Genomic DNA, 4,450 nt, shown 5'->3' on the forward strand with positions numbered 1-4,450 from the left:
TTTACAAATAGGAATTTAAGAATTATAATTTCTCAACCCTACTATTTCCCTTTCAACAATGCGTTTTCTATTGCTTTTAGGTAAGCTTTATTAGTCACTGTTGCACTTGATACTGTATCTATCTGCAACGATTGCTTTTGAATAATCTGATCGAAGATCTTTTTGGAAATATCTCCCGATCCAAAGACAATATCTTTGATAATTTTTATTCCGGCAATTTGGTGATTTTTCACTGTTACCTCTACCTGATTCGACCACCGGTATCCCTTAAATTCACCTGGATAGACTCCATCAGCCAATTTGGAAAGATCGATTTTTCCGATATTGAGCTTTCCTACTTTTTTTAGTCCTGCTGAGGCAAAAATAAAGATGATTACCAAAATGACAGCCACAATGATAAGAACAATTGCTAACGTACCCATAATACTTTCCCTCCTATTTTTTAAAATATTTTTTCTCAATCAATATATATTATAGACATTTCTGGGTTGGTTTTTTGAAAAATTTCTTTTAAATTTTTACTGATCATTATTTCACCAGTATAGGCAACCAGAATCACACCTAAAGATGGAAAATTCTTCAAAAAACGAATGAGTTCTTGCCGATTCATGATAAAAATAGCAGTGGAAAGGGCATCCGCCAAGGTGGAGCTTTCTGCAACCATGGTAACGCTTTGCCATTCTAACCGAGCAGGGAAACCAGTTCGAGGATCAAGAATATGGTGATACTTTAAACCATCAATTTCATAATATCTTTCATATCCCCCTGAGGTTACAACTGCTTGTTCTTCTACCTTTAAATTCCCGAATATCCCCCCATCCGCCGAAAAGGGGTTACGAATACCAATAATCCAACTTCTCTTCCAATGGGTTTTTCCAATGGTTACAACATTTCCTCCTAAATTAATAAATCCTGACTGGATTGAATAATCTCTATAAACATCGATAACCTTCTCCCCAGCATACCCTTTTCCTATTCCTCCCAGATCAATTTTTTGATTGAACCGTATAAGCTTAACTAATCTTTCTTCTGAATTAATTAAAATATCCCGGTAGTTAATCAAACTAATCAAGTCTTGAATTTGGTTTTTATCCGGTTTTTTTTGATTTTTTTTTAATTGGCGCCAATAATCAGTCAAAACTCCGACCGTTACATCAAAAGCACCATTGCTTGATTTCGATACTTCAACAGCTTTTTGCAAAACATCAATGGTATCTTGACTTACTTTCACCCAGTTTTTGCCTGCATGAATATTAATTTGAAAAATATCACTTTCTTCTTGGAAAAAACTGAGTTTCCCTTCCAAATATCGGATTTTCCTCGTTGCTTCATCAATAGCCTCTTCGGCATTTTTTCCATATACTTTTTGATAAACAACCGTATCCATGCAGAAATCATACTTTTCAACACATTTCATTTTTTATGAATCCTCGTCGGATAGGAAAAAATGTAATTATATCCTCATCCTGACCTATGCCCACTATCTAATAGATTTATCAATGGGGTGAAAAAATAAATCCTTTTAAAAGAAAATCAAATAATTGCTTCTCCCCGCTCCATGGCTTCCAATGCTCGATAGTCCGCTTTTCCCATGCGGGTAACGGGGAGACTATCCAAAAAAGTAATCTCAGTTGGAACTGACCACTTAATAAGCTGCTCAGCAACGCTTTGTTTTATTTCCTCAGCTAATTTTTCCCGAGAATGAACATTGCCCCTGATAACCACATAAGCCTTGACTCGACTCATGGTGTATTCATCAGGAATACCGATAACACATGATTCGACAACCAATGGATGACTATTAATAACACTTTCTACCTGAGAGGGATAGACTGCATAGCCCGAGCACTTAATGATTCTTTTCATCCTTCCAGTAAAGTACAAAAAACCGTCCTGATCTAAAGTTCCTAAATCTCCGGTCGAAAGCCAGATTAGACCGTCTTTGTGCTTTTGCAGAACACGATCCGTCTCCTCAGGCCGATTATTATATCCCAACATCACGGTAGGTCCATTGATGCAGATTTCTCCCACTTCTCCCACTGGTACTTCTTCTATGCCTTGAGGGCGAACAATCTTAAAACGATTTCCAGGCAAGGGTAAACCAACGCTTCTTTCTTTATAAATATCCTCCGGCATGATCGAACAAGCTGTTACACATTCGGTTAAGCCATACCCCTCTCGTAAACTAACTATCCCTCCATGACTTTGCATAAAGTCATTGAACCGTTTGATGAGAGAAAGAGGAACGCTATCTCCTCCACAAAAAGCTCCTTTTAGGTAAGAAAATTGAGCTTTTTGCAGCTTTTCGCTGTTAATCAATGCCTCATAGTGGGTGGGTACGCCAGCGATATAGGTTGGTTTACACTTGGCGATGGCATCAATAAATTCCTTTTTGCTAAAACGAGGAATTAGAATACAACGACCGCCTCCTAACAAAACCGAATGAAGACAAATCCCCAATCCAAATCCGTGAAATAGAGGAAGGATACAGAGTGTTGAATCTTTACCTGGTTGAGGATTCACTTGAGTCAACACCTGGTCAGCCAGGGCATTCATGTTCTGATTGGAAAGAAGGACTCCTTTTGGCGAACCAGTGGTTCCTCCACTAAAAAGAATAACAGCTGGTTGGTCAGTAGAAAAATGATGGAATACTTTTAGAGGTGAGAGCCAGTTTCGGATCAGGGTCTTCCAATCAATTAAACGATCTCCATGATAATTGGGACTTTTACGTCCTTGTTTCAAATAATAAAGATATCGAGGAATTGGAGGGAGTTCTCCCGAAACCGTAGTTAATATGGTCTTTTTGATATCACTCTCTTCGACAGCTTTGCGAAAGTTACCATACAGGATATCCAAAGTGATCAACCACTGACTTTGGGTGTCTTGAACATAAAAAGACATTTCAGGAGCAGTGGATAAGGGATGGACAATACAGACTACCGCTCCAATCATGTTGAGCGAGTAAATTGTCATAACCACTTCAGGGATATTAGGCAAACATACAATCACTCGATGACCGGGCTCAATCCCTAAGTTCTTCCATATCATAGCTAATCGTTGAATTTTTTCTTGTAAATGTTGATAGGTTATCTGCTTCCCAAAATAGTCCAAAGCCGGCATATCAGGATACATTTCTGCGGTCGTGAACAAACGTTCGGCCATGGACTGGTCAGAATTAGGTATCATTATGCATTCCTTCCTCTACGGGTTTCTCTAATTCTTCTGGATGTTCCATGAGCTGCTTGAAGGTTTGTAAAGCACGAGCTAAATAAAATCCATCGGCAATTCGTTCATCTACAGTAAAGGTGATTTCAACCAAGGTTTTTTTAACCAGTTTACCGTCTTGGTCTAAACTCAATTCTTCGGCATACTTTCCCATAGCAACAAAAAGTGAAACTGTTCCCCATTCATAGAGGTGGTGATAGGGTGCATTCACTCCTAAACTACCGATGTTTGCAACAAAAGCACTGGCATAAAAAGGATCCGAACTGGTTATCGACTCCGGCACCAGACCAAAATTATCCAACCAGCGGAGAAAAGCCACCACAAATGATATCATCCAACCGGGCAGCTTCGAAAAGGTTTTAACCAAACTTTCACTATCGGCAGCATTTTCATGACGAGCTCGTTCTATGGATAGCAATACTTTTTCAGCAACCTGGTCAAGGGTGTCTGAGGAACAAAAGGTTTCTTTAACTGCTAACATTCTGGCCGCTTCGGTTTTCTCCTGTTTAACCAGGTAGGAAATCTGCATATTATTTCGCTGATAGATTCGCTTCCCAGCTATAAAACGGTTGATCCCGGGTTTTAGGATAGCGGTACGAACCATAGCCGTCATGAGAATATGGAAGAGAGTAAACTTTTTTTCTGGTGACCGATTTAAATTTCTTTCTTGGAGGTATTCCAAAGTATGAGTAATGTCTAACTTTTCTCGAAAGTAGATGCATGATCCATTTCGGGTTTTAAAAATGAATGGTTCCAAACGATGCATCGGATTAGCGTCTTTCAACCAGGTGCCGTCACGACGGTATCCCCGGGTTAAAAAGCGTTTATTTTTCTTTTCTTCAGTCACTCATAACGCAACCTTTCTTAAACTTCCTTACTGCTTTTAGAATAAACTCTTAATTTTCTTTCCACTCTCACCATGGGAGAAGGAACTAAAATCCGTCTTTATTATTTTCTCTCTTTAGTTGAAAGAGTAGTCAATAAATTATTTACATTATAAAGTATTCTTGTTCCCTATCAAGGGAATTTTCTTCACCCTTGATAGGTGATAATGGGTATAAATTCTGATAAACTACTAAAAAATGAAAGTCCAAAATTGATTTTTCATTTTTTTTCTCTTTCAATTATGGAGTCTTTTTATGCAAATCGGAAAAATGAGGTGATTAAAGGTTATGGAAGTTGTTTATTCTCAAGGAAATATTCAGGTGGTTATTGGTGATATTAC

At 38.3% G+C, this 4,450-nt stretch carries 4 protein-coding genes; all 4 read right to left on the reverse strand.

Annotated elements, in window-relative coordinates:
* Positions 1 to 41 precede the first annotated feature (41 nt).
* A complete protein-coding gene (locus tag PLK24_RS05780; protein WP_324477177.1) occupies positions 42 to 422 on the reverse strand; it encodes an FMN-binding protein in 381 nt (126 codons plus the stop codon).
* A gap of 35 nt (positions 423 to 457) precedes the next feature.
* Positions 458 to 1,417 carry an FAD:protein FMN transferase gene (locus PLK24_RS05785; protein WP_324477179.1) on the reverse strand — a complete coding sequence of 320 codons (960 nt, stop codon included), beginning with the start codon at positions 1,415 to 1,417 and terminating at the stop codon, positions 458 to 460.
* 116 nt (positions 1,418 to 1,533) lie between these two features.
* Positions 1,534 to 3,186 carry a class I adenylate-forming enzyme family protein gene (locus tag PLK24_RS05790; protein WP_324477181.1) on the reverse strand — a complete coding sequence of 551 codons (1,653 nt, stop codon included), beginning with the start codon at positions 3,184 to 3,186 and terminating at the stop codon, positions 1,534 to 1,536.
* Positions 3,176 to 4,072, reverse strand: coding sequence for a 2-oxo acid dehydrogenase subunit E2 (locus PLK24_RS05795; protein WP_324477182.1), 897 nt, complete (start codon positions 4,070 to 4,072; stop codon positions 3,176 to 3,178). Before PLK24_RS05795 ends, PLK24_RS05790 begins: the two co-directional genes overlap by 11 nt.
* Positions 4,073 to 4,450: the final 378 nt, after the last annotated feature.

It is taken from the genome of Atribacter sp. (assembly GCF_035418125.1).
GTDB lineage: Bacteria > Atribacterota > Atribacteria > Atribacterales > Atribacteraceae > Atribacter > Atribacter allofermentans.

Coding starts and splice junctions, on each gene's coding strand:
- PLK24_RS05790 (WP_324477181.1), bottom strand. CDS start 3,186: ATGATACCTAATTCTGACCAGTCCATGGCCGAACGTTTGTTCACGACC.
- PLK24_RS05780 (WP_324477177.1), bottom strand. CDS start 422: ATGGGTACGTTAGCAATTGTTCTTATCATTGTGGCTGTCATTTTGGTA.
- PLK24_RS05785 (WP_324477179.1), bottom strand. CDS start 1,417: ATGAAATGTGTTGAAAAGTATGATTTCTGCATGGATACGGTTGTTTAT.